Raw genomic sequence first — 22,647 nt, 5'->3', positions numbered from 1 at the left:
GTTTTGGCGAAGAGACAGACAATCAAATTTCAGCCTGATACAGATTTAACAGAATTTGCCTGGCGGCTTTAGCGCGGTGGTCCCACCTGACCCCATGCCGAACTCAGAAGTGAAACGCCGTAGCGCCGATGGTAGTGTGGGGTCTCCCCATGTGAGAGTAGGGAACTGCCAGGCATCAATTAGAAGGACCCCGTACCGAAAGGTGCGGGGTTTTTTGCTTTGTGCTTACCCTCTCTGGCCTTTATCTTAATCCCTTATCCTGCTAATGGAATGTGTGATCCCTGTCGCAATGTTATTTATAACAAAATTATAACATTTTATTCACGAGGTAATTGAGTCTCCAGGCTCAATACGCCGCTGTTTATGGCAGGAGCATAATCACAATGACAGAAAGCATGACATCAAACGGGACGCTGGCTAACAGTGATACCCGAAGAAGAGTATGGGCAATCGTCAGTGCCTCTTCAGGGAATCTGGTTGAATGGTTCGACTTTTACGTCTACTCATTCTGTTCACTCTACTTCGCACATATTTTCTTCCCCTCCGGCAACACTACAACGCAACTGCTACAAACGGCGGGGGTTTTTGCCGCAGGGTTTTTAATGAGACCCATAGGTGGGTGGCTGTTCGGCCGTATTGCGGATCGTCGCGGCCGTAAGGCCTCTATGCTGATCTCGGTGTGCATGATGTGCTTTGGCTCTCTGGTGATCGCATGCTTACCGGGATATGAATCGATTGGTACCTGGGCACCGGCGCTACTATTACTGGCCCGCTTATTCCAGGGGTTATCGGTGGGAGGCGAGTACGGTACCAGTGCGACCTACATGAGTGAGATTGCCCAGAAAGGGCGTAAAGGCTTTTACGCCTCGTTCCAGTACGTCACCCTGATTGGTGGTCAACTGCTGGCCATTCTCGTGGTGGTGATCCTGCAGCAGATCCTGACGGATGAACAACTTCACGCCTGGGGATGGCGAGTTCCTTTCGCGATGGGGGCCGTACTGGCGGTTGTCGCACTTTGGCTACGCCGTCAGTTAGATGAAACCTCTCAGAAGGAGGTCAGAACGCTGAAGGAGGCGGGAACATTCAAAGGGTTATGGCGAAACCGTAAAGCTTTCCTGATGGTGTTGGGCTTTACTGCGGGTGGCTCTCTCAGTTTCTACACGTTCACGACCTATATGCAGAAGTACCTGGTGAACACTACCGGCATGCACGCAAACGTTGCCAGCGTAGTCATGACCGTGGCACTGTTTGTCTTTATGCTCATACAACCTATTATCGGTGCGCTCTCGGATAAAATCGGTCGACGTACATCTATGCTGATTTTTGGCGGCCTGTCGGCGCTATGTACCGTACCTATTCTGTCAGCCCTTCAGCATGTGAGTTCGCCGTATGCCGCGTTTGCGCTGGTGATGCTGGCGATGGTGATTGTCAGTTTCTATACCTCTATCAGTGGGATACTGAAAGCTGAAATGTTCCCGGCGCAGGTACGTGCTTTAGGGGTAGGGCTCTCTTATGCGGTCGCCAACGCGTTGTTTGGCGGATCGGCGGAGTACGTTGCGTTGTCGCTTAAATCATGGGGAAGTGAAACGACATTTTTCTGGTACGTAACGATAATGGGCGCTCTGGCCTTCATTGTTTCCCTGATGCTGCATCGTAAAGGGAAAGGCATTCGACTTTAATAGCGTGCCATCTGCCATACGGCATAGCCGGTCGTTGCACCGGCAACATCCCAGGCGAAATCTTTCCAGCTCCAGCCGCTCCCTGCGGGGCGGCTATCCCACAGTTCTTTTGATGCCCCAAGACCGACTGAGAACATTAACCCGATCGCCGCGCTACGGTCCCGGCTGTATCCCTGATGCTGCGCATATTCATTACCAGCTGCGGACAACATCGCGGAAGCGAGAAAATGCTGTGCTTTATCCTGTCCGGACCAGCTATCGTTGGCCATATGGCTACAGCCACTCAGAAAGAAAACGCTCAGTAACAGAGGAATACGCATCAACAGGCCCTATAAAAAGCCCTGCGGGTAGCAGGGCCTGGACATTACAGAATACGGCTGATAAGTCGGTCGATACGGATACGACGTAAGCGGCGGATAAGCTTGCGGACTTTCACCGGATAATCGGCAATGCTCTGCAGTTCGCGGTAATGATTAACCACGGTCGTGTGGGTGCGAATCAGCTCCAGCTCACGTTCACGTTTTGCGGCTAACTCATGCTGCGGGTCATGGATCAGGATAGCGTTTTCCAGATCCAGTCGCCACGCGCGCGGGTTCAGGTTGTTACCGGTCAGCAGCATCCACTCATCGTCGACCCACATGCCTTTAAGATGGTAACTGTTATCTTCGTCTTTCCAGAGACGCACAACCAGCTGGTCAGTGTTGACGTAATACTGTAAACGGCTCAGGAAACGGCGCAGGTTAATCTCATAGAGATAAGGCAGCGCACCGATGATTTTGAACGGCTGATCTTCAGGAATGAAGAAGTCGTTTGCGGTTTTGTCGCCAACGATGATTTCCACTTTTTTACCGTCGCGCAGCAGCTGAATGATATTACGCACCAGCACGGCAGGAAGGTTGAAGTAAGGCGTACAGATGGTGAGTTTCTGCTCCGCGCACGGCATCAGATGGAAGATCGTTTTGTTCAGCTGGCTTGATTTGCCGAGCCCGACCAGCGGGGTAACGGATAACTCTTCGTTGTTCGCATCGCCCTGGAAATGATAGACCGCATCACGCAACTCCTGGCGGAAGGCGCGAACATCGTTTTTGATTTCCGGGCTTTTAGGACGCTCGGGATCGTCGAGGCGATTAACACCACGGCCATGGACCAGATTTTTATCAACCCAGTTAAACATGATATCGGCCATCTGCGGATTACGGATCAGATGGTAGCGGTCGTAGCGATATTTATCGAGCTGATGAAGGTAAACATCATTCAGACTTGCGCCGCTGTAAAGCACGCTGTCATCAATGATAAACCCCTTAAAATGAAGGACGCCGAGCGCTTCACGTGTATTTACCGGGACGCCATAAACAGGCACATCGACGCCAGGATTTTCCTGCGCCGTGCGGCAATACCAGTCAGCATTGGTGTTTGAGGCGGCAGCGCCAATACGGCCACGCTGAGCGCGATGCCAGTCTACCAGCACGCGAACATCCAGTTCCGGACGCTGGCGTTTGGCTTCATAGAGCGCGTTCAGGATCGCGCGCCCGCCTTCATCCTGTTCAAGATACAGTGCCACAATGCAAATGCGTCGCGTGGCGCTGGCAATCTTTTCCAGAAGCGTCTCCCGAAAATGAGCGGGAGCGTAAAAGAACTCTACATCATCAACTGACTGAGAAATCTTCGGTAGTTGAGCAAGGTGTTGTTGATGTTTATTACGCTTAAATTTTGACAACATCACAGTGCGTTTCTTCTCTGTTCATTGAAGGGTTGTCTGTACCATGCAAACAACATAAGCGGACAATGATACCACCAGTCCCGTCCAAAGTGGGTAACATTTCCAGTAGCTTACTCGCGTTTGACTGCTGATGTCAGACTGAGGGACAAGGCAACAATACCTTCGTCCAGCTGAATATCAACGTCAAATCCAAGTTTTCGCGCCAGGGTCACCATACCGCGATTGTTAGGCATAGTAATGCCATTAAGGCGTAACAATCCGTGATCGCGCGTATAACTGATGAGTTTTTCCAGCAGTCGTCTTCCCAGACCCAGACCTTTAAGGTCGGAGCGTACCAGCACGGCAAACTCCGCATCGACGTTATCCGGGTCAGAAATCGCACGCGTGACGCCGAGAATCTCATCCCCCTCATCGGCGCGACGAACGGCAACAAACGCCATTTCACGATCGTAGTCGATCTGGGTCATATTGGCTAAATCATCGTGGGTAAATTCGTTGATTTCGCTAAAATAGCGATAATAAAGATCTTCTTTCGTTACCTGAGAGATAAAGGCCCGCAGTTGGGGCTCATCTTCCGGCAGAATAGGGCGGAAGAGGGCGCGTTCCCCATTTTTCATCTCAACCCACTCCTCCAGCTGCAGGGGATAGGGGCGGATCGCCAGACGACTCTCTCTGTCACCTTCGAATGGCGCGATATCCAGGGTCACGTCCAGCGCCGTAAACTCATTGCCGGAGGCGAGCAGCGGATGAATATCCAGCCGCTGGATCTCGGCACAATCCACAATCAGGTTAGAGACCTGCACCAGGAACTGACTTAGTCCGGCAATATCGAGCGGACGAAGCGCGCTCTGGCCGCGGATCTTTTTGCTTTTAATCGCCTGGATGATCAGATAACGCGCCAGATTCATGTTCAGTGGCGGTATCGCCACGACGGCCTGCTCCTCCGGACGCCACTCCACGCCGCCTTCCCCCAGCATAATGAGCGGGCCGAAAACGGGATCGTGTTCAACCACGACCCGTAACTCCTGAGCCCCTGCGCGGTTTGCCATGCTTTGCACCAGCAAGCCGTGGATCCTTGCCTGCGGCCAGGCCATTTTGACCCGATCGAAAATGGCATCAGCTGCCTGCTGCACCTCAGTCGCCGTGCGCAGGTATAACATAACTCCCTGAACATCAGACTTATGCGGGATATCCGGGGAACGCAGCTTCAGGGCAACCGGATAGCCAATCTGTTCGGCAATATGCACGGCCTCAGCGCTGTCGCTGGCGATCCAGGTCGGCAGGGTTTGCATCCCGTAGCTGCCCAGAATGGGCTGGACTTCATGTGTATCCAGCGTCGTCGCGCCTTCTTCGATTGCCTGCTGCAACAGCCGGTGAACGTCGACGGTGTTCGCCGTCAGATTACCCGGCAAAGCCGGCGTCTCACGCAGCTGTTTTTGGTTGCGGCGATATTCCACCATATGCATAAATGCGGTGATGGTGCCTTCCGGCGTGCGGTAGGTTGGCAGCCCGGCCTCGCTGAACAAGCGCCGCGCCTCCTGAGACGAAAACTCACCGCACCAGTTGGTGAGCAGGGTAACGTATTTACCGCGTGGATGGTTGCGCACGGCGTCAATGAGCGCACGCGCGCTCTCACTGCCCGGCGCGACGGCGCTGGGGGAGTGGATAATCATCAGCGCATCGAAATCCTGGCTATCCAGCAAAATGGAGATCGCCCTGATATAGCGGTCGCTGCTGGCGTCATCGCGCAAATCAAGCGGATTGCCGGGCGTCACGCTGGTCGGAAGCGCTTCTTTCAGGCGCTGCAGCGTCTCTTCACTCAGCGTTGCCAGCTTGCCGAAACGCCGCCACAGCTCGTCCAGCGCGAGCGCGGCAGGGGCCGCACCGTTACTGACAATCATTAGCTTCTCACCGCGCAACGGGCGCATATGGCTTAACGTTTCAACGGCGGAAAAAAGCTCGTGCGTATCCTGTACCCGCAGCAGCCCCGCGCGCTGGATGGCGGCGTCCCAGGCGGGATCCATGCCGGAATGCGAATGCAGCAGACGCTGTGCCGCAGGGCTGCGTCCGCTTTTGATCACCAGGATCGGCTTATTGCGCGACGCGCTTCGCGACGCCGAGACAAAACGACGCGCGTCGCTGAGGTGCTCAAGATAAAGCAGGATCGCACTGGTTTTGCCGTCGCGCGCCAGAAAATCCAGTAGCTCATCGACGTCGATATCCAGGCTGTCGCCCAGGGCAATGAAGTAGGAGAATCCCATTTCACGCTGCTGCGCCCAGTCAAGGATGGTGTTCGATACCGCAGCCGACTGCGAGATAAACGCCAGTTTGCCTTTACGGATCGGAACCGGGGAGAAACTGGCATTCAGCCCCTGCCAGGGGGCGAGCAGGCCCAGACTGTTTGGCCCAAGAATGCGCATTTGATAGCGGCTGGCGCAGGCCAGAAGCTCGGCTTTCTGTTCAGGCGGAGACGAGAGAATAATGCAGGTTTTACACCCTTTCTTACCGAGTGATTCAAGCAGTTCCAGGTTACGCTTCGCGTTTGTACACAGTACGGCAAGATCCGGCACGAAAGGCAGGCTTTGTACGTCAGGCCATGCAAGCACCCCCTGAACGGCTTTATACGCCGGTGTGACGGGCATGACGGGGCCATTAAAACCCCCGGCCAGCAGGTTGCGCATCATCAGATAGCCAGCACGATCCGGTTTCATTGATGCGCCGATGACGGCAATGGATTTAGGACGAAGTAGCGCTTCTAACCCTCGCTGGCTCATGCTGGCCTCCTGTGAATGCAAGCGACCTGATGATTTTAAACGCTTTCCGTCTCGGCTGCTGTGACGCTGCCCTTATGAACGGTTTTTCCCGCCAGATAGCGTTCCCGGAAACAGGAGAAATGGTTGCCAAGGGCGTGAGCCGCAGCGGTATCACCCGCCAGATCCAGAAGCGCAATGGCCACTTCGGCGGTGCAGTATTGCCCGTCAGCATGCGCCTCACGCAGGCGGTAGGCGGAGACGCGGGAAAGGTCGACAGAAATTACCGGCAGCGCGTCGAGATAGGGGCTTTTGCGAAACATTTTCCGCGCTTCGGTCCAGGTGCCGTCCAGCATAATAAACAGCGGTGGTTTACCGGATGGCGGCACTGAAAGCACCTGGCGATCCACGCCTGCATATGACGCGGGGAAAACGACCATCGGCTGATAGTCCTGGCAGGTCACTAAATCGAGCAGGGCCTGAGGTGGTTCCGTACGGGACCACTGAAACGCGGTCGTATCCGGCAGAATATCGGCGATAAGACGCCCCGTATTGCTGGGTTTCATCGGCTCGGTATCGAACATGACGAGACAAAAACGGCTCTGGGCCGTACTCGGAGCCAGCGTTTCGCACAGACAAACCTTCAGCGGCAGCAGGCAGCGCTGACAGCGGCGAATGCGGTTGCCTCGGGCGAGGAACGGTCGGGTGGCGCGCGCAAGGCGTTCGGCGCGTAATTTAAGGACAGCGTTATCAGTCATGAGCGAAATGCAGGAAAAACGCTATTTTCGCAGAGGCGGGAGCGGGGCACAAGATGTGCCCCGTGAATGTTACAGCGACTCGTTTAACCAGCTTTCAAAAGGCGCTTTTGGAACCGCACCGTTGAGCATATCGATCGCTTCGCCATTTTTGAAAATCATAATGGTCGGGATGCTGCGAATACGAAAACGTGCGCTCAGTTCGGGTTCGGCTTCGGTATTGACCTTAACGAACCGCATTTTTCCGCTACGCTCTTCGGCTACATCTTCGAAGATCGGCGCGAAGCTACGGCATGGGCCGCACCATGGCGCCCAGAAATCGATCACGACAGGAAGATCGTCCTTGAGGAGTTTGTCCAGCGTAGCACCCGTCGCGTTAATGACCTCGCCATCAAACAATTCATGGCCGCAGCGTCCGCATTTCGCACCATCTTCCATCCGATCGTCCGGAATGCGGTTAAGAGCCTGACAGTTGGCACATACGGTATTCATAACTAACCTCTGATAAAGCCGTGGGACAGCGGCAAAATGCCGATAATGTTTCTAATATGTTACATATTATCAATGAGCCTGTTTGAAACAACAATGCGTTTTATTCAATGAGAACAATAGTCACAGGCTTTTGTACGAAATTATGGCTATGCGCTGGCACATCGGGTAATCTGCGCGCTTCGCGCAGCGCTGGTGGAGAAAAGCATGAACGACGAAATGAAAAATAAAAGCGGCAAGGTCAAAGTGATGTATGTCCGCAGTGATGATGACTCTGATAAACGCACCCAAAATCCGCGTACCGGAAAAGGTGGCGGGCGTCCGGCGTCTTCTCGTGCAGACGGTGGCCGTCGCCCCGCCCGCGATGACAGAAACAACCGCGGTGATGACCGCAAACGTGACGATCGCAAACGCGATGACCGTCCGCGTTCCGACCGCCCACGTAGTGACCGTCCACGCGACGATCGTCCGCGTGATGACTTCTCACGTGATAACGCCTCCCCGTGGCGCACCGTTTCTCGCGCGCCTGGCGATGAGACGCCGGAAAAAGCCGATCACGGTGGTATCAGCGGTAAAAGCTTTATCGACCCGGAAGTGCTGCGCCGTCAGCGTGCGGAAGAGACCCGCGTGTATGGCGAGAACGCCTGCCAGGCGCTGTTCCAGAGCCGTCCTGAGTGTATCGTCCGCGCCTGGTTTATCCAGAGCGTGACCCCGCGCTTTAAAGAAGCGCTGCGCTGGATGGCCGCGAACCGTAAAGCCTACCACGTGGTGGATGATGCGGAGCTGACCAAAGCGTCCGGTACTGAACACCACGGCGGCGTCTGCTTCCTCATCAAAAAGCGTAACGGTACGACCGTGCAGCAGTGGGTCAGCCAGGCGGATGCCGATGACTGCGTGCTGGCGCTGGAAGATGTGGGTAACCCGCACAACCTGGGCGCAATGATGCGCAGCTGCGCGCACTTTGGCGTGAAAGGCGTGCTGTTGCAGGATGCCGCGCTGCTGGAATCCGGTGCCGCGATCCGTACTGCGGAGGGCGGAGCCGAGCACGTACAGCCGATCACCGGCGACAGCGTGCTGGATGCCCTTGAGCAGTTCCGTAAAGCGGGTTATTCCATCGTGACCACCTCGAGCCATGCCGGCACGCCGCTGTTTAAAGCGACGCTGCCGCGTAAAATGGTGCTGGTGCTGGGTCAGGAACGGGATGGTCTGTCTGATGCGGCGCTCTCCAGCGCGGATCTGAGCGTCTCTATTGATGGGACAGGCAATGTGGAAAGTCTGAACGTATCCGTTGCGACCGGCGTACTGCTGGCCGAATGGTGGCGTCAGAACAAGGCTTAAGCCTCTTAATGTGCCGGGCCTGACCCGGCACATTCAAATTCTACTCGCTCTCTGCCGGTAACACAGGCATCCAGTCAATTGGCGTTTCGCCACGTTTTTCCAGCCATTCATTCGCCAGAACAAAATGATTACTGCCAAAGAAGCCGCGATGAGCAGACAGCGGTGACGGGTGCGGTGCCTTCAACACGTGATGACGCTGACGGTCAATAATCGCCCCTTTCTTCTGCGCGTGAGAACCCCAGAGTAAAAACACGACCCCTTCACGATGCTCGTTGATCAGGCTGATAACCTTATCGGTAAACGTCTCCCACCCAAGGCTGGCGTGCGAGTGCGCCTGACCCGCCCGTACGGTAAGCACCGTATTCAGTAACAGCACGCCCTGGCGCGCCCAGCTTTCCAGGTAACCGTGGTTTGGCCGGGTAAAACCGGGTACGGTCCCCTCAAGCTCTTTATACATGTTGAGCAGAGAAGGGGGGATAGCCACGCCCGGACGAACGGAAAACGCCAGCCCATGCGCCTGCCCGGGGCCGTGATAAGGATCCTGGCCCAGAATGACCACTTTAACATCGCTCAGTTCGGTGTACCGAAAGGCGTTGAACACGTCTTTCTGCGGCGGGTAAATCGTCTGTCCGGACTGACGCTCAGCGGCAACGGTGCTGAGTGTGTTGATAAAATAAGGCTGCTGCTTTTCTTCTGCCAGCACGTCATGCCAGGTTAAAGGTGTCGTCATCTCGCTCTCCTGCGAATCTCAATCTCTGACTAGCTTACCTGCTAAAGCCCGGTGAGCAAAATTACACGCTGAAATGCGCGCTAAGTGGCTAAATTTATGTTGAAAATGTGCAGGTTAAATTGAATTGGTAAGGTCGTGAAATTGATCTAAAGCAATAAATTCAAACCACACTCTTTATGTGGTTGGTATTTTTGTTGATTTAAATCAATAAATCACCGGGGTGTGAATGATATATATACACACAAGAAACAATGGTTTTACCAATTGGCCGCGAGAGGCCGACATCAGTTAATGTAGCCTAAGGGAGGCAACACATGATTACAGGTATCCAGATTACTAAAACTGCAAATGACGATCTGCTCAACTCTTTCTGGCTGCTGGACAGCGAGAAAAACGAAGCGCGTTGTGTCGTAGCGAAAGCGGGTTTTGCTGAAGATGAGATCGTGCCGGTGAGCAAACTGGGCGAAATCGAATACCGTGAAATTCCAATGGAAGTAAAACCGGAAGTGCGCGTGGAAGGTGGTCAGCACCTGAACGTAAACGTACTGCGTCGCGAAACGCTGATGGACGCGGTTGAGCACCCAGAAAAATACCCACAGCTGACCATTCGCGTGTCCGGCTATGCGGTACGCTTCAACTCACTGACTCCAGAACAGCAGCGCGACGTTATCGCCCGTACCTTTACTGAAAGCCTGTAACGGCTTCAGCAGGGGGGAATAAAAAAGCCGGGGAAATCCCCGGCTTTTTTTACTCTTCAGTTTTCGTCTCTGGTGCGGCAGAGCTTGGCTTACGGCGCTTACCAATATTTTTGGTATCGCGGTGGCGCTGCTTCACGCGCGGTTTCTCTTTTTCTTTCTCTTTTCTCTCAGCACGTTTCGCGAGCGCTTTCTTGGACGGTTTACCCGTCATTTTTTCACTCGGCGCGCGCGTGGTCGGGCGCAAGCCATCAATAACGCGCGCTTTGAGCGGCTCGTCAACGTAGCGGCCAATTTTCTGCAGCAGCAGGTAGTCATGCGCTTCGACCAGTGAGATAGCAATACCTTTGCGGCCCGCGCGGCCGGTACGGCCAATACGGTGCAGATAGGTATCGCCGCTGCGCGGCATATCGAAGTTAATGACGTGGCTGACGTCCGGGATGTCGATCCCGCGTGCGGCAACGTCAGTCGCGACCAGCACGTTAACGCGACCGTCGGTCAGGCGCTTAATCCCTTCGGTACGCTTGATCTGCGCCATCTCGCCTTCAAGATAGCAGTTGTTGATCCCGGCGTTACGCAGCATTTCAGCCAGCTCGTGCACGCGCTCGCGCTTACGCACAAACACGATTGTGCGCAGCGCATCTTCCTGCTTCAGCAGGTGTTTGAGCAATTCGACCTTGTGCTCAAGGTTGTCCGCGCGGTAGTACCACTGGTGGATCTTCTTACGCTCACGGGTGGACGGCGTCGCCGACACTTCCACCGGGTCTTCCAGCAGACGCTCTGCGAAGTCTTTAATCGCTTCCCCTTCGAGGGTGGCAGAGAACAGCATCGTCTGGTTACGCCAGCGCGTTTCCCCTGCAATGTGCTCGATATCCTGTGCAAAGCCCATGTCCAGCATGCGGTCAGCTTCGTCGAGGATCAGCGTTTCAACCGCTCGGCAGTCGAAGTTCTCTTCTTTAATGTACTGCAGCAGGCGGCCCGTCGTCGCAACGACGATGTCCTGGTTTTCGCTGAACACTTCGGCGTGGTTCATGTACGCGACGCCGCCGGTAATGGTGGCGATATCCAGATGAGTATTTGCCGCGAGTTCACGCGCGTGATCGGCAACCTGCATTGCCAGTTCGCGCGTAGGCGTCAGGATCAAAATACGCGGCGGGCCAGATTTTTTACGTGGAAAGTCGAGCAGATGCTGCAACACAGGCAGCAAATAGGCTGCTGTCTTCCCCGTGCCGGTTGGCGCAGAACCGAGCACATCGCGGCCCTCAAGCGCAGGCGGAATGGCCGCTGCCTGAATGGCGGTCGGGCGTGTAAAGCCTTTGCTCTCAAGTGCATTGAGCAGGCTTTCATCGAGTTCAAGTTCGGAAAAAGTCGTTACAGTCATGTTCTACCTCTGTGTGGGGCGCTGATTATAGACGTTACGGCTGTAATCTTCATCTGTTTGTATGGATATCGCTTTTCGGCCACTTCGCTTTCCCCTATGCTACTCCAGTTTCACTTAGAAGGTTGCCCTGACATGTCTCAACTCAAAGCGCAGCTGCGCCGCGATGGTTTTACGTTTAAACAATTTTTTGTCGCCCACGATCGCTGTGCCATGAAAGTCGGTACAGACGGCATTTTACTGGGAGCGTGGGCGCCTGTCGCAGGTGTTAAGCGTATTCTTGATATCGGTACCGGCAGCGGGCTGGTGGCGTTGATGCTGGCGCAGCGTACGGAAGAGCATGTCACCATTGATGCCGTCGAACTGGATGCGCAGGCCGCAGAGCAGGCGAGTGACAATATGGCCGAATCCCCCTGGGGTGCCCGCATGAAAGTGGAATGCGCCGATGTGTTGACCTGGGCGTCTGAACAAACCGCGCGTTACGATCTGATCGTCAGCAACCCTCCCTACTACGCGCCCGGCGTTGAGTGCGGGACACCCGAGCGTGAACAGGCGCGTTATACCGGCTCCCTCGATCATAAAGCGCTGCTCACCAGTGCGGCAGAACTCATCTCCGAAGAAGGTTTTTTCTGCGTGGTCCTGCCTGAGAGTACCGGCAACACGTTCATCGGTATCGCGCAGGAGATCGGCTGGACGCTACGTCTGCGTACCGATATTTCGGATACGGAAGGCCGACTGCCGCACCGCGTGCTACTGGCGCTCTCGCCAAAAGAGGGTGAATGCTTTAATGACCGAATGGTGATCCGTGGGCCAGACCAGCGTTATTCCGAAGATTACACTGCCTTGACCCAGGCGTTTTATCTGTTTATGTAAACCTGCGGGGCGAGGATCGACGGGCCGGACTCCGCAAGCTGATCCGGGTAGTCCAGCGTATAGTGCAACCCGCGGCTCTCTTTACGCATCATCGCGCAGCGAACGATCAGCTCGGCAACCTGTACCAGATTGCGCAGCTCCAGCAGGTTATTCGATACGCGGAAATTGGCGTAATATTCATCAATTTCCTGCTGCAGCATGGTGATGCGGCGCAGGGCGCGTTCCAGTCGTTTCGTGGTGCGCACAATCCCCACGTAGTCCCACATAAACAGCCGTAGCTCATGCCAGTTATGCTGGATCACGACCAGCTCGTCCGGGTTATCCACGCGGCTTTCATCCCAGGCAGGCAGGCGGTCTGTCTCGCGGGCGTAGGGCATGCGCTTCGTGATGTCTTCCGCGGCCGACCAGCCGTACACCAGACATTCAAGCAGCGAGTTAGAGGCCATACGGTTCGCGCCGTGAAGCCCGGTATAGCTGACCTCTCCGATAGCATACAGTCCGTCCACATCGGTACGCCCATGATCGTCAACCATCACGCCACCGCAGGTATAGTGGGCGGCTGGCACAATCGGCACCGGATCGCGCGTTAAATCCATGCCCAGACCGAGCAGCTTTTCATAAATCATCGGAAAATGCTGGCGAATGAACTCTGCTGGCTTATGGCTGATATCGAGATACATGCAGTCCACGCCAAGGCGCTTCATTTCATGATCGATGGCGCGGGCAACGATATCGCGCGGGGCCAGTTCACCCCGGGCGTCAAAGTCCGGCATAAAGCGGGTGCCGTCAGGGCGTTTCAGATAGGCGCCTTCGCCGCGCAGGGCTTCCGTCAGCAGGAAGTTGCGCGCCTGAGGATGGAACAGGGCTGTTGGGTGGAACTGATTGAACTCAAGATTCGCCACCCGACAGCCGGCGCGCCAGGCCATCGCGATACCGTCTCCGGAGGCGATGTCCGGGTTCGTGGTGTACTGATACACTTTAGAGGCGCCGCCCGTCGCCAGGACTACAGCCTTCGCCTGGCAGGTTTCAACCTTCTCTTTATTACGGTTCCAGACCCAGGCGCCCACCACGCGACGCGTGCCGGGCAGGCCAATCTTGTCGGAGATAATCAGATCAACGGCGTTACTTCGTTCAAGAACCCGAATATTAGGATGGCTCAGCGCCTTGCCGACCAGCGTGGTCTCCACTTCTTTACCGGTGGCATCCGCTGCGTGCAGGATGCGGCGGTGGCTATGGCCGCCTTCGCGCGTCAGGTGGTAGCTCTCTTCACCGTTGGGTTGAACCTGCGTATCGAATAAGACGCCCTGGTCTATGAGCCACTGCACGCAGTGGCGGGCATTGCTGGCGACAAACTCTGCGGCGTGCGCATCCACGATGCCGGCCCCGGCAATCAGCGTATCGTCGACGTGGGAGGCAATGCTGTCTGTCTCATCAAACACGGCGGCAATCCCGCCCTGGGCATAAAACGTGGAACCCTCGCTTATCGGCCCTTTACTCAGAACGATAACGTTTTGATGCTCGGCCAGGCGCAGCGCCAGAGAGAGACCGGCAGCACCGCTACCGATGATCAGTACATCACAATGGAGTTCAGGTGTTGTGTTCATGATTGTTGTTTAATTTACTAAACAGTGTTGGGTCAGAATAGCACTCGAATGCGATATATCGCACGTTTTTTTTAAGAGGTGTTGCAATGACTAAACGCGTAAGCGGAGGTAAACGGAGGGTAAATGAGTGAAATTATTTTGCGAAGCAGATCGTTAGCGTCAGATTTTGTGATGAAATAAAGATTGGGTTGCGTTACTCTTCTGGCGGGAAAAAGATGTTTCTTGTCAGAAAGTGGTGCGGATCGTGAACAGACTTATAATGAGAGAAAATGAACAGTCTGCGGCGCGATGAACAAAAACAAAGGCGTTACGGAACTTATTGAAGATCAGACACTCTAATTCGGTGCTTGCTCAAAGTGCGGTATTTTTAGAGTGGCGTTTCGATAACGCGTGGAATTTAGGTTTGGGGAGACATTACCTCGGATGAGCGAGCAGTTAACGGACCAGGTCCTGGTTGAACGGGTCCAGAAGGGAGATCAGAAAGCCTTTAACCTACTGGTGGTGCGCTACCAGCATAAGGTGGCGAGCCTGGTTTCCCGCTATGTACCGTCAGGCGATGTGCCTGATGTGGTGCAAGAGTCTTTTATTAAGGCCTATCGCGCGCTGGATTCTTTCCGGGGAGATAGTGCTTTTTATACCTGGCTGTACCGTATTGCGGTCAATACGGCTAAGAATTATCTGGTCGCTCAGGGCCGTCGTCCGCCTTCTAGTGATGTGGACGCAATCGACGCCGAAAACTTCGAAAGTGGCGGCGCATTGAAAGAAATTTCGAACCCTGAGAACTTAATGTTGTCAGAAGAACTGAGACAAATCGTTTTTCGCACGATCGAGTCGCTTCCGGAAGATTTACGCATGGCAATTACGTTACGGGAGCTGGATGGTCTGAGCTATGAAGAGATAGCCGCTATCATGGATTGTCCGGTCGGCACGGTACGTTCACGAATTTTCCGTGCGCGAGAAGCTATTGATAATAAAGTTCAACCGCTTATCAGGCGTTGACGATAGCGGGATACTGGAAAAGGTATTAGGCATGCAGAAAGAAAAACTTTCCGCTTTAATGGATGGTGAAACGGTAGATAGTGAGCTGCTCAACGAGCTGTCTCACTCTCCCGAAATGCAAGAGACCTGGGAGAGTTACCATCTCATCCGTGACACCCTTCGCGGTGACACCGGCGAGATTCTCCATTTCGATATCTCAGCCCGCGTCATGGCGGCGATTGAGAATGAGCCTGTTCATCAGACCACTCCGCTGATTCCTGAAGCTCAACCCGCGCCTCACCAGTGGCAGAAAATGCCGTTCTGGCAAAAGGTGCGTCCGTGGGCCAGCCAGCTTACCCAAATGGGTGTGGCTGCATGCGTATCGCTTGCAGTTATCGTTGGCGTCCAGCACTATAATACTCAGTCTGAAACTAATCAGCAGCCAGAAGCGCCAGTGTTTAACACACTGCCGATGATGGGCAAAGCCAGCCCGGTAAGCCTGGGCGTTCCGGCTGATGCTTCCGCCAGCGGCGGCCAGCAACAGCAGGTTCAGGAGCAGCGCCGTCGCATTAATGCGATGTTGCAGGATTACGAGTTGCAGCGTCGTCTGCACTCTGAACAGCTTCAGTTTGAGCAGGCGCAGACACAGCAAGCTGCTGTGCAGGTGCCCGGAAACCAAACTTTAGGAACGCAATCGCAGTAATGAAGCAACTTTGGTTCGCCATGTCTCTGATGGCGGGTAGCCTGTTCTTCTCTGCCAACGCCTCGGCTGATGTATCATCCGGGGCGTTGTTGCAGCAAATGAATCTGGCCAGCCAGTCACTCAATTACGAGTTGGCATTTATCAGCATTAATAAGCAGGGCGTCGAGTCGTTACGCTATCGCCATGCCCGTCTTGATAACCAGCCGCTCGCCCAGCTTTTACAGATGGATGGCCCGCGTCGGGAAGTTGTCCAGCGTGGTAACGAAATCAGCTATTTCGAGCCCGGCCTGGAGCCTTTCACGCTCAATGGCGACTATATCGTTGATTCCCTGCCGTCACTCATTTACACCGACTTCAAACGGCTGGCCCCTTACTACGATTTTATCTCGGTAGGGCGTACGCGTATTGCGGACAGGCTGTGCGAAGTGATCCGCGTTGTCGCCCGGGATGGAACGCGATACAGCTATATTGTCTGGATCGACGCGGAAACCAAACTCCCCATGCGTGTAGACCTGCTCGACCGTGACGGTGAAACGCTGGAACAGTTCCGCGTTATCTCCTTCAGCGTGAACAATCAGGTTGGCAACAGCATGCAGAATCTGGCTAAGGCCAGCCTGCCGCCGCTGCTTTCCGTTCCGGCAGGCGATTCCGTTAATTTCAACTGGGTACCTGCCTGGATCCCACAAGGGTTTAGCGAAGTGTCCAGCAGCCGTCGTCAGCTGCCAACGATTGAAACGCCGGTGGAATCGCGCCTCTATTCCGATGGTTTGTTCAGCTTCTCGGTGAATATCAATCGCGCAACGGCAAACAGCGCCGAACAAATGCTGCGTACCGGGCGCCGTACGGTGAGTACAACGGTACGCGATAACGCAGAAATCACCATTGTGGGAGAACTCCCTCCTCAGACGGCGAAGCGCATATCCGACAGCATTAAATTCAGGGCAGCACAATGATCAAAGAGTGGGCGACGGTAGTCTCGTGGCAAAACGGCATTGCGCTGGTGAGTTGCGATGTAAAAGCCTCATGCAATAGCTGCGCATCCCGAGCCGGTTGCGGCAGCCGCGTGCTGAATAAGCTCGGGCCGCAAACCTCGCACACGATTTCTGTGCCGAGCGAACAGCCGCTGATGGCCGGGCAGAAGGTTGAGCTGGGCATCGCGGAAGGCAGCCTCCTCAGCTCCGCCATGCTGGTGTATCTCTCTCCGCTGATCGGGCTGTTTATCATGGGCGGCGTTTTCCAGATGCTGTTCGGCACCGACGGAGCCGCCATGTGCGGTGCCGCATTGGGTGGTCTGGGGGGATTCTGGCTTGCCAAAGGCCTCTCCCCGACGCTTGCCGCGCGCGAGGAGTGGCAGCCTGTCATTCTCAGCGTTGGTCTGGCGCCAGACCAGCTTCGCGTTGAGACGCTCTCTTCTGAGGCCCGGTGATTCATCGGGCTTCATCATTTTTACGTCTTAAAACAGAAAACGATCTTTCTTCACGCTATACCTGCTTCTAAGTGCATTTCCAGGTAGCGAGGATGTAGTGTAGAATGCTGCGTTTTCGCACTGAAAAACGTCAGGCTAAGAACAGCGGCCTCCAGGAATTCGTAAGGCATAATTATTTAACTATATGAAGAACATACGTAACTTTTCGATCATTGCTCACATTGACCACGGTAAGTCGACGCTGTCTGACCGTATTATCCAGATTTGCGGTGGCCTGTCTGATCGTGAAATGGAAGCCCAGGTTCTGGACTCCATGGACCTGGAACGCGAACGCGGTATCACCATCAAGGCGCAGAGCGTCACGCTGGATTACAAGGCGGCTGATGGCGAAACCTATCAGCTGAACTTTATCGACACCCCAGGCCACGTTGACTTCTCCTATGAGGTTTCACGCTCGCTCGCGGCCTGTGAAGGCGCGCTGCTGGTAGTCGATGCCGGGCAGGGCGTAGAAGCCCAGACCCTGGCAAACTGCTACACCGCGATGGAAATGGACCTCGAAGTTGTGCCGGTTCTGAACAAGATTGACCTGCCAGCTGCCGATCCTGAGCGCGTCGCAGAAGAGATTGAAGATATTGTCGGCATTGACGCGACCGATGCCGTGCGCTGCTCTGCTAAAACCGGTGTCGGCGTGACCGACGTGCTGGAACGCCTGGTGCGTGATATTCCAGCTCCGGAAGGCGATCCGGATGCGCCACTGCAGGCGCTGATTATCGACTCCTGGTTTGATAACTATCTGGGCGTTGTCTCCCTGGTGCGTATTAAAAACGGCACCATGCGCAAAGGCGACAAAATCAAAGTTATGAGTACCGGACAGGTCTACAACGCCGACCGTCTGGGCATCTTCACGCCAAAACAGGTTGACCGTACCGAGCTGAGATGCGGCGAGGTAGGCTGGCTGGTCTGCGCCATTAAAGACATCCTCGGCGCACCAGTGGGCGATACCCTGACCGGTGCGCGTAACCCGGCAGATAAAGCGCTGCCAGGCTTTAAAAAGGTAAAACCGCAGGTCTACGCGGGTCTGTTCCCGGTCAGCTCTGACGACTACGAAAACTTCCGTGACGCGCTCGGTAAACTGAGCCTTAACGATGCTTCCCTGTTCTACGAGCCAGAAAGCTCAACGGCGCTGGGCTTCGGCTTCCGCTGCGGCTTCCTTGGCCTGCTGCACATGGAGATCATTCAGGAACGTCTGGAGCGTGAATACGATCTGGACCTGATCACCACCGCGCCGACGGTAGTGTATGAAGTTGAAACCACCTCGAAAGAAGTGATCTACGTCGACAGCCCGTCCAAGCTGCCGCCGCTGAACAATATTCACGAGCTGCGTGAGCCTATTGCCGAATGTCACATGCTGTTGCCGCAGGAATTCCTCGGTAACGTTATTACGCTGTGTATTGAGAAGCGTGGCGTGCAGACCAACATGGTTTACCACGGCAACCAGGTGGCGCTGACCTATGAGATCCCGATGGCGGAAGTGGTACTCGACTTCTTCGACCGTCTGAAGTCCACCTCCCGTGGCTATGCGTCACTGGATTACAACTTCAAACGCTTCCAGGCCTCCAACATGGTCCGTGTGGACGTGCTGATCAATGGCGAGCGCGTGGATGCGCTGGCGCTGATCACCCACAACGACAATGCGCCGTACCGTGGCCGCGAGCTGGTTGAGAAGATGAAAGATCTGATCCCGCGTCAGCAGTTCGATATCGCGATTCAGGCGGCGATTGGCAACCACATTATCGCGCGTTCAACCGTGAAACAGCTGCGTAAAAACGTTCTGGCGAAGTGCTATGGCGGTGACGTCAGCCGTAAGAAAAAGCTGCTGCAGAAGCAGAAAGAAGGTAAGAAGCGTATGAAGCAGGTCGGTAACGTCGAGCTGCCGCAGGAAGCATTCCTTGCCATCCTTCATGTTGGTAAAGACGGCAAATAACCCTAAGGAGTTGGCATGGCGAACATGTTTGCCCTGATCCTGGTCATTGCTACCCTGGTGACAGGTCTGCTGTGGTGTCTGGATAAGTTTATTTTCGCCCCAAAACGTCGTGAACGTCAGGCTGCCGCACAGGCAGCTACTGGCGATGGGATTGACGCGAAAACCCTGAAGAAAGTCGGCCCGAAGCCGGGCTGGCTGGAAACGGGCGCCTCGGTATTTCCGGTGCTGGCGATTGTGCTGGTGGTACGTTCGTTTATTTACGAACCGTTCCAGATCCCATCAGGTTCAATGATGCCAACGCTGCTGATTGGTGATTTTATTCTGGTAGAAAAGTTTGCCTACGGCATTAAAGATCCGATCTACCAGAAAACGCTGATCGAAACCGGTCATCCGAAACGTGGCGACATCGTGGTGTTCAAATATCCGGAAGATCCGCGCCTGGACTACATCAAGCGCGCGGTAGGTCTGCCGGGTGACAAAGTCACTTACGATCCGGTTGCGAAAGAAGTCACCGTTCAGCCGGGCTGCAGCTCCGGTACCGCCTGTGAAAACGCGCTGCCAATCACCTACTCAAACGTTGAGCCAAGTGATTTCGTGCAGACCTTTGCCCGTCGTAACGGCGGCGAAGCGACCAGCGGATTCTTCCAGGTACCGAAAGGCGAAACCAAAGATAACGGTATCCGTCTGGTTGAGCGCAAAGAGACGCTGGGTGACGTGACGCACCGAATCCTCACCGTGCCAATCGCGCAGGATCAGCTGGGTATGTACTATCGCCAGCCGGGCCAGCAGCTGGCGAGCTGGATTGTACCGCCAGGACATTACTTCATGATGGGTGACAACCGCGATAATTCCGCGGACAGCCGTTACTGGGGCTTTGTGCCGGAAGCGAATCTGGTCGGTAAAGCCACCGCCATCTGGATGAGTTTTGAGAAACAGGAAGGCGAATGGCCGACCGGTGTTCGCCTGAATCGTATCGGCGGAATCCATTAATTCTCAATAAATGAACGCGTAGCCGCTTTAATTAGCGGCTGCGTGAATTATTTCCACGATAAATCTCTTCGAACTAACGACATCCCCTGTCGTTGTGTATAGAATATTCCCCCGAAGTTTAAGGTTGGCCCTGCAAGGGTGCCACGGCACACGAAACCGCGTTGGTTTTCTCAGGTCGGTTTCGTGTGCTGCATTTTTGACGCATTCATTTATTGGTATCGCATGAACCCCATCGTAATTAATCGGCTTCAACGGAAGCTGGGCTACACTTTTCATCATCAGGAGTTGTTGCAACAGGCATTAACCCACCGCAGTGCCAGCAGCAAACATAATGAGCGTCTCGAGTTTTTAGGCGACTCTATTTTAAGTTTCGTGATTGCGAATGCGCTTTATCATCGTTTCCCGCGCGTGGATGAAGGGGATATGAGCCGCATGCGTGCCACGCTGGTTCGGGGTAATACCCTTGCGGAAATCGCGCGTGAATTTGAACTGGGCGAATGTCTGCGTCTTGGGCCGGGTGAACTGAAAAGCGGCGGCTTCCGTCGTGAATCTATTCTTGCCGATACGGTCGAAGCATTAATTGGTGGTGTGTTCCTGGACAGCGATATCCAGACCGTAGAAAAGCTGATCCTGAACTGGTATCAGACCCGTCTGGACGAAATCAGCCCGGGCGATAAACAAAAAGATCCGAAAACGCGTCTGCAGGAATATTTGCAGGGTCGTCATCTGCCGCTGCCGTCTTATCTGGTGGTGCAGGTTCGTGGCGAAGCGCACGATCAGGAATTTACCATCCATTGCCAGGTCAGTGGCCTGAGTGAACCGGTGGTGGGCACAGGTTCAAGCCGTCGTAAGGCTGAACAGGCTGCCGCCGAACAGGCGTTAAAAATGCTGGAGCTGGAATGAGCGAAGAAAAAACCTATTGCGGATTTATTGCCATCGTCGGACGTCCGAACGTTGGCAAATCCACCCTGCTGAATAATCTGCTTGGGCAGAAGATTTCCATCACCTCGCGTAAGGCGCAGACCACGCGTCACCGCATCGTCGGCATCCATACTGAAGGCGCGTATCAGGCGATCTACGTCGATACCCCGGGCCTGCACATGGAAGAGAAGCGTGCCATCAACCGCCTGATGAACAAGGCGGCGAGCAGCTCGATTGGCGATGTAGAGCTGGTGATTTTCGTTGTGGAAGGCACCCGCTGGACGCCGGACGACGAGATGGTGCTGAACAAGCTGCGTGACGGCAAAACGCCGGTCATCCTCGCGGTCAACAAGGTTGATAACGTGCAGGAAAAGGCCGACCTGCTGCCGCATCTGCAGTGGCTCGGTAGCCAGATGAACTTCCTCGACATCGTTCCCCTGTCTGCTGAGACCGGCCTGAACGTGGATACCATCGCGGGCATCGTGCGTAAGCATCTGCCGGAAGCGATTCATCACTTCCCGGAAGACTACATCACCGATCGCTCTCAGCGCTTTATGGCGTCTGAAATCATCCGTGAAAAGCTGATGCGTTTCCTGGGCGCTGAACTGCCGTACTCTGTGACGGTGGAGATAGAGCGTTTCCAGAGCAACGAGCGCGGTGGCTACGACATTAACGGCCTGATCCTCGTTGAGCGTGAAGGGCAGAAAAAGATGGTGATCGGCAACAAAGGGGCCAAGATCAAAACCATCGGCATTGAAGCCCGTAAGGACATGATGGAGATGTTCGAAGCGCCGGTTCACCTCGAACTGTGGGTGAAAGTGAAATCTGGCTGGGCCGATGATGAGCGTGCTCTGCGCAGCCTCGGTTACGGCGAAGACCAGTAACTTAAGACGACGAGCATATGGATGGATGGCAGCGCGCTTTCGTCCTGCATAGTCGCCCCTGGAGCGAAACCAGCCTTATGCTGGACGTCTTCACGGAAGAGTCGGGCCGCGTGCGCCTTGTTGCGAAAGGCGCACGTTCCAAACGTTCTAATCTGAAAGGTGCCCTACAGCCTTTCACGCCTCTGCTGGTTCGCTTTGGCGGGCGAGGGGAAGTCAAAACCCTGCGCAGTGCCGAAGCCGTCTCCCTGGCGCTTCCTCTTTCTGGCATCACGCTCTACAGCGGCCTGTATGTCAACGAACTCCTCTCACGGGTTCTTGAGCATGAGACTCGCTTCTCTGAACTTTTCTTCGATTATCTTCACTGTATTCAGGCGCTTGCTGGCGCATCCGGCACGCCCGAACCCGCCTTGCGTCGTTTTGAGCTGGCGCTGCTGGGCCACCTCGGGTACGGCGTAGATTTTCTGCACTGTGCGGGCAGCGGGGACGAGGTAGAAGACACCATGACCTACCGCTACCGTGAAGAAAAAGGCTTTATTGCCAGCATCGTGATCGACAACAGCACCTTTACCGGGCGCCAGCTCCGGGCGCTGTATGAGCGCGAGTTTCCCGATCGGGACACTCTGCGCGCCGCAAAACGCTTTACCCGGATTGCCCTCAAGCCGTATCTTGGCGGCAAGCCCTTAAAGAGCCGCGAATTATTCAGGCAGTTTGTACCGAAACGTTAGACCACAGAATCGAAAAGAAAACCGA

General features: G+C 54.9%; 22 protein-coding genes and 1 rRNA gene. 15 read left to right on the top strand and 8 right to left on the bottom strand.

The window, feature by feature from the left end:
• Nucleotides 1–58 precede the first annotated feature (58 nt).
• Nucleotides 59–174: ribosomal RNA gene (gene rrf, locus V1587_RS19230) — 5S ribosomal RNA — on the top strand.
• Between the two features lie 209 nt (nucleotides 175–383).
• Complete coding sequence (locus tag V1587_RS19225; protein WP_395314457.1) at nucleotides 384–1,679, top strand: MFS transporter; 1,296 nt, start codon at nucleotides 384–386, stop codon at nucleotides 1,677–1,679.
• Here the strand turns inward: V1587_RS19225 and V1587_RS19220 are convergent.
• The 5 genes from V1587_RS19220 to trxC form a co-directional block, all read right to left on the bottom strand.
• Nucleotides 1,676–1,999: a YfiM family lipoprotein gene (locus V1587_RS19220; RefSeq protein ID WP_090420245.1), complete on the bottom strand. Its 324-nt coding sequence runs from the start codon at nucleotides 1,997–1,999 to the stop codon at nucleotides 1,676–1,678. The two genes, V1587_RS19225 and V1587_RS19220, sit on opposite strands and share 4 nt — an antisense overlap.
• Nucleotides 2,000–2,043: 44 nt before the next feature.
• Complete coding sequence (pssA, locus tag V1587_RS19215) at nucleotides 2,044–3,399, bottom strand: CDP-diacylglycerol--serine O-phosphatidyltransferase (protein WP_025757622.1); 1,356 nt, start codon at nucleotides 3,397–3,399, stop codon at nucleotides 2,044–2,046.
• A 110-nt stretch (nucleotides 3,400–3,509) separates the two neighbouring features.
• On the bottom strand, nucleotides 3,510–6,173 hold the full coding sequence (gene pat, locus V1587_RS19210) for a protein lysine acetyltransferase (RefSeq protein ID WP_395314456.1): 2,664 nt from the start codon (nucleotides 6,171–6,173) through the stop codon (nucleotides 3,510–3,512).
• 35 nt (nucleotides 6,174–6,208) lie between these two features.
• On the bottom strand, nucleotides 6,209–6,907 hold the full coding sequence (locus V1587_RS19205) for a tRNA-uridine aminocarboxypropyltransferase (RefSeq protein WP_371897468.1): 699 nt from the start codon (nucleotides 6,905–6,907) through the stop codon (nucleotides 6,209–6,211).
• A 69-nt stretch (nucleotides 6,908–6,976) separates the two neighbouring features.
• A complete protein-coding gene (gene trxC, locus V1587_RS19200) occupies nucleotides 6,977–7,396 on the bottom strand; it encodes a thioredoxin TrxC (protein WP_371897467.1) in 420 nt (139 codons plus the stop codon).
• A 204-nt stretch (nucleotides 7,397–7,600) separates the two neighbouring features.
• On the opposite strand from trxC, the gene V1587_RS19195 reads away from it, so the two are divergent.
• A complete protein-coding gene (locus tag V1587_RS19195; RefSeq protein WP_023308857.1) occupies nucleotides 7,601–8,731 on the top strand; it encodes a tRNA/rRNA methyltransferase in 1,131 nt (376 codons plus the stop codon).
• Nucleotides 8,732–8,771: 40 nt separating this feature from the next.
• Here the strand turns inward: V1587_RS19195 and ung are convergent, their stop codons facing one another.
• Entirely contained in the window at nucleotides 8,772–9,461 is a 690-nt protein-coding gene (gene ung / locus V1587_RS19190; RefSeq protein ID WP_023333064.1) for a uracil-DNA glycosylase, read from the bottom strand.
• A gap of 314 nt (nucleotides 9,462–9,775) precedes the next feature.
• Between ung and grcA the strand changes: the two genes are divergently transcribed.
• Nucleotides 9,776–10,159 carry an autonomous glycyl radical cofactor GrcA gene (gene grcA / locus V1587_RS19185; protein ID WP_371897466.1) on the top strand — a complete coding sequence of 128 codons (384 nt, stop codon included), beginning with the start codon at nucleotides 9,776–9,778 and terminating at the stop codon, nucleotides 10,157–10,159.
• Between the two features lie 49 nt (nucleotides 10,160–10,208).
• Here the strand turns inward: grcA and srmB are convergent, their stop codons facing one another.
• Nucleotides 10,209–11,537 carry an ATP-dependent RNA helicase SrmB gene (srmB, locus tag V1587_RS19180; protein ID WP_023344704.1) on the bottom strand — a complete coding sequence of 443 codons (1,329 nt, stop codon included), beginning with the start codon at nucleotides 11,535–11,537 and terminating at the stop codon, nucleotides 10,209–10,211.
• A 132-nt stretch (nucleotides 11,538–11,669) separates the two neighbouring features.
• On the opposite strand from srmB, the gene V1587_RS19175 reads away from it, so the two are divergent.
• The gene (locus V1587_RS19175; RefSeq protein WP_109845522.1) at nucleotides 11,670–12,407 is read left to right on the top strand and encodes a tRNA1(Val) (adenine(37)-N6)-methyltransferase; all 738 of its coding nucleotides are present in this window, start codon (nucleotides 11,670–11,672) and stop codon (nucleotides 12,405–12,407) included.
• Here V1587_RS19175 and nadB read toward each other — a convergent pair.
• Nucleotides 12,392–14,011 (bottom strand): L-aspartate oxidase, encoded by a 1,620-nt coding sequence (gene nadB / locus V1587_RS19170; RefSeq protein WP_371897465.1) that lies wholly within the window; start codon nucleotides 14,009–14,011, stop codon nucleotides 12,392–12,394. The genes V1587_RS19175 and nadB overlap by 16 nt on opposite strands.
• A gap of 343 nt (nucleotides 14,012–14,354) precedes the next feature.
• Between nadB and rseD the strand changes: the two genes are divergently transcribed.
• The 10 genes from rseD to recO all read left to right on the top strand — a co-directional run bounded on the left by rseD (nucleotide 14,355) and on the right by recO (nucleotide 22,622).
• Entirely contained in the window at nucleotides 14,355–14,438 is an 84-nt protein-coding gene (gene rseD, locus V1587_RS19165; RefSeq protein ID WP_223605340.1) for a rpoE leader peptide RseD, read from the top strand.
• Nucleotides 14,435–15,010: an RNA polymerase sigma factor RpoE gene (gene rpoE / locus V1587_RS19160; protein ID WP_006176728.1), complete on the top strand. Its 576-nt coding sequence runs from the start codon at nucleotides 14,435–14,437 to the stop codon at nucleotides 15,008–15,010. Before rseD ends, rpoE begins: the two co-directional genes overlap by 4 nt.
• Before the next feature lie 31 nt (nucleotides 15,011–15,041).
• Entirely contained in the window at nucleotides 15,042–15,692 is a 651-nt protein-coding gene (gene rseA, locus V1587_RS19155; protein ID WP_371897464.1) for an anti-sigma-E factor RseA, read from the top strand.
• A complete protein-coding gene (gene rseB, locus V1587_RS19150; RefSeq protein WP_023308851.1) occupies nucleotides 15,692–16,645 on the top strand; it encodes a sigma-E factor regulatory protein RseB in 954 nt (317 codons plus the stop codon). The genes rseA and rseB overlap by 1 nt, the downstream gene beginning before the upstream one ends.
• The gene (gene rseC / locus V1587_RS19145) at nucleotides 16,642–17,118 is read left to right on the top strand and encodes a SoxR-reducing system protein RseC (protein ID WP_032653064.1); all 477 of its coding nucleotides are present in this window, start codon (nucleotides 16,642–16,644) and stop codon (nucleotides 17,116–17,118) included. Before rseB ends, rseC begins: the two co-directional genes overlap by 4 nt.
• Nucleotides 17,119–17,302: 184 nt before the next feature.
• The gene (lepA, locus tag V1587_RS19140; protein WP_023333059.1) at nucleotides 17,303–19,102 is read left to right on the top strand and encodes a translation elongation factor 4; all 1,800 of its coding nucleotides are present in this window, start codon (nucleotides 17,303–17,305) and stop codon (nucleotides 19,100–19,102) included.
• A gap of 15 nt (nucleotides 19,103–19,117) precedes the next feature.
• On the top strand, nucleotides 19,118–20,092 hold the full coding sequence (gene lepB / locus V1587_RS19135; RefSeq protein WP_248229545.1) for a signal peptidase I: 975 nt from the start codon (nucleotides 19,118–19,120) through the stop codon (nucleotides 20,090–20,092).
• Nucleotides 20,093–20,314: 222 nt separating this feature from the next.
• Nucleotides 20,315–20,995 carry a ribonuclease III gene (gene rnc, locus V1587_RS19130; protein ID WP_003860711.1) on the top strand — a complete coding sequence of 227 codons (681 nt, stop codon included), beginning with the start codon at nucleotides 20,315–20,317 and terminating at the stop codon, nucleotides 20,993–20,995.
• Nucleotides 20,992–21,897, top strand: a complete 906-nt coding sequence (gene era / locus V1587_RS19125; protein ID WP_111965125.1) for a GTPase Era — start codon at nucleotides 20,992–20,994, stop codon at nucleotides 21,895–21,897. The genes rnc and era overlap by 4 nt, the downstream gene beginning before the upstream one ends.
• 17 nt (nucleotides 21,898–21,914) lie before the next feature.
• The gene (gene recO / locus V1587_RS19120) at nucleotides 21,915–22,622 is read left to right on the top strand and encodes a DNA repair protein RecO (RefSeq protein WP_371897463.1); all 708 of its coding nucleotides are present in this window, start codon (nucleotides 21,915–21,917) and stop codon (nucleotides 22,620–22,622) included.
• The last annotated feature ends 25 nt before the right edge of the window (nucleotides 22,623–22,647 follow it).

This window comes from Enterobacter sp. ECC-249 (assembly GCF_043965265.1).
Classification (GTDB): domain Bacteria; phylum Pseudomonadota; class Gammaproteobacteria; order Enterobacterales; family Enterobacteriaceae; genus Enterobacter; species Enterobacter quasiroggenkampii.
The sequence above is the reverse complement of the archived record's forward strand: the minus strand, read 5'-3'. Positions and strand labels throughout refer to the sequence as shown.

What these genes read in the sequence shown, in the direction of transcription:
- V1587_RS19225 (WP_395314457.1), top strand. Translation starts at nt 384, where the DNA reads ATGACAGAAAGCATGACATCAAACGGGACGCTGGCTAACAGTGATACC.
- V1587_RS19220 (WP_090420245.1), bottom strand. Translation starts at nt 1,999, where the DNA reads ATGCGTATTCCTCTGTTACTGAGCGTTTTCTTTCTGAGTGGCTGTAGC.
- pssA (WP_025757622.1), bottom strand. Translation starts at nt 3,399, where the DNA reads ATGTTGTCAAAATTTAAGCGTAATAAACATCAACAACACCTTGCTCAA.
- pat (WP_395314456.1), bottom strand. Translation starts at nt 6,173, where the DNA reads ATGAGCCAGCGAGGGTTAGAAGCGCTACTTCGTCCTAAATCCATTGCC.
- V1587_RS19205 (WP_371897468.1), bottom strand. Translation starts at nt 6,907, where the DNA reads ATGACTGATAACGCTGTCCTTAAATTACGCGCCGAACGCCTTGCGCGC.
- trxC (WP_371897467.1), bottom strand. Translation starts at nt 7,396, where the DNA reads ATGAATACCGTATGTGCCAACTGTCAGGCTCTTAACCGCATTCCGGAC.
- V1587_RS19195 (WP_023308857.1), top strand. Translation starts at nt 7,601, where the DNA reads ATGAACGACGAAATGAAAAATAAAAGCGGCAAGGTCAAAGTGATGTAT.
- ung (WP_023333064.1), bottom strand. Translation starts at nt 9,461, where the DNA reads ATGACGACACCTTTAACCTGGCATGACGTGCTGGCAGAAGAAAAGCAG.
- grcA (WP_371897466.1), top strand. Translation starts at nt 9,776, where the DNA reads ATGATTACAGGTATCCAGATTACTAAAACTGCAAATGACGATCTGCTC.
- srmB (WP_023344704.1), bottom strand. Translation starts at nt 11,537, where the DNA reads ATGACTGTAACGACTTTTTCCGAACTTGAACTCGATGAAAGCCTGCTC.
- V1587_RS19175 (WP_109845522.1), top strand. Translation starts at nt 11,670, where the DNA reads ATGTCTCAACTCAAAGCGCAGCTGCGCCGCGATGGTTTTACGTTTAAA.
- nadB (WP_371897465.1), bottom strand. Translation starts at nt 14,011, where the DNA reads ATGAACACAACACCTGAACTCCATTGTGATGTACTGATCATCGGTAGC.
- rpoE (WP_006176728.1), top strand. Translation starts at nt 14,435, where the DNA reads ATGAGCGAGCAGTTAACGGACCAGGTCCTGGTTGAACGGGTCCAGAAG.
- rseA (WP_371897464.1), top strand. Translation starts at nt 15,042, where the DNA reads ATGCAGAAAGAAAAACTTTCCGCTTTAATGGATGGTGAAACGGTAGAT.
- rseB (WP_023308851.1), top strand. Translation starts at nt 15,692, where the DNA reads ATGAAGCAACTTTGGTTCGCCATGTCTCTGATGGCGGGTAGCCTGTTC.
- rseC (WP_032653064.1), top strand. Translation starts at nt 16,642, where the DNA reads ATGATCAAAGAGTGGGCGACGGTAGTCTCGTGGCAAAACGGCATTGCG.
- lepA (WP_023333059.1), top strand. Translation starts at nt 17,303, where the DNA reads ATGAAGAACATACGTAACTTTTCGATCATTGCTCACATTGACCACGGT.
- lepB (WP_248229545.1), top strand. Translation starts at nt 19,118, where the DNA reads ATGGCGAACATGTTTGCCCTGATCCTGGTCATTGCTACCCTGGTGACA.
- rnc (WP_003860711.1), top strand. Translation starts at nt 20,315, where the DNA reads ATGAACCCCATCGTAATTAATCGGCTTCAACGGAAGCTGGGCTACACT.
- era (WP_111965125.1), top strand. Translation starts at nt 20,992, where the DNA reads ATGAGCGAAGAAAAAACCTATTGCGGATTTATTGCCATCGTCGGACGT.
- recO (WP_371897463.1), top strand. Translation starts at nt 21,915, where the DNA reads ATGGATGGATGGCAGCGCGCTTTCGTCCTGCATAGTCGCCCCTGGAGC.